Consider the following 936-nt stretch of genomic DNA (forward strand, 5'->3'; position numbering starts at 1 on the left):
CCCTCGAAAAGGATTACGCGAAAGTAGAGACCTACGCAAAAGGCGGCGTTCGTTCGCTGGCAAAAGTCACTACCGGGGAATATGACGCGTTCCTGTGGGTGTCAGCACCAGACCGCACGAATAAGTTTCTGGAGTCGGTAAACCAGAAGGGCAGCGGCCTGACGATGATCAGCATGAATGGCTGGAACGTCGACGATAAGTTGCCAAACGGCAAAGCGGTTTATGAGCTGAAAAAGGCGGTCACTGAATCTGGCTGGCTCAGCGATTCAAAAGTGAAAGTGCCGTGTACTAAAACGCTGGTGGTCGCAAACACTGATGCCGGTGATGACATGCTGGAAACCGCATCAACTGTGCTGCTCAAAAACCTGTCCCGCGTGCTGGGCAGCAAATGATTAAGCGCGTTGGCTGGTGGACTCTTTTTATCGTGTCTCTGTTTATTGCCTGGCGGCTGGCTGGCGTACTGATGGATTTTGCTCTGCTGGGCATTTCCATCGTCATGCTGGTGGTCTGCTGGTACCGACCTTATAAAGCTAAAAAATAATACTGCACAAAAATCCCCTGTTGTATGGGGGGAGTGTGGAATGTTATGAAAAAAACAGGAAGTGACGACACCGTACACTACCTGTGAAATACAGCAACACGTCTGGTTATATGTCTGTTAACGCCCGATAAGTGTGGATCAGATCACGAAAATGTACAAAGCTAAATTTTGGCGAAATGCTTTTATACCCGTGGTAATGTATTTCTGTAATAAATCCAGATTTGCGGGGTGTGTAAGACAGGTTGCTGTTTCTGTAACTTACACCAACGGTACGCAACAGTCCTGCACCTTCGGAATACTTGGAATTATGCATAACAAATATAGAGATAACCCTGATTTATGACCTGTCCCGTGGCAGGTCTTTTTTTATGGCTAAGGCTGTTGCTTTGTTTGGA

Annotated in this window: 1 protein-coding gene and 1 pseudogene; both read left to right on the forward strand. The window is 47.3% G+C overall.

Annotation, left to right across the window (positions count from 1 at the left end; all coding sequences use genetic code 11):
- Positions 1-392 (forward strand): annotated as a pseudogene (locus AAIG39_RS25635) (TAXI family TRAP transporter solute-binding subunit); the annotation flags it as partial.
- Positions 389-541 (forward strand): hypothetical protein, encoded by a 153-nt coding sequence (locus AAIG39_RS25640; RefSeq protein ID WP_155033999.1) that lies wholly within the window; start codon positions 389-391, stop codon positions 539-541. The pseudogene AAIG39_RS25635 and the gene AAIG39_RS25640, both read left to right, overlap by 4 nt.
- Positions 542-936 lie beyond the last annotated feature (395 nt).

The sequence above is a fragment of the Phytobacter palmae genome (genome assembly GCF_039409775.1).
Taxonomy (GTDB): domain Bacteria; phylum Pseudomonadota; class Gammaproteobacteria; order Enterobacterales; family Enterobacteriaceae; genus Phytobacter; species Phytobacter palmae.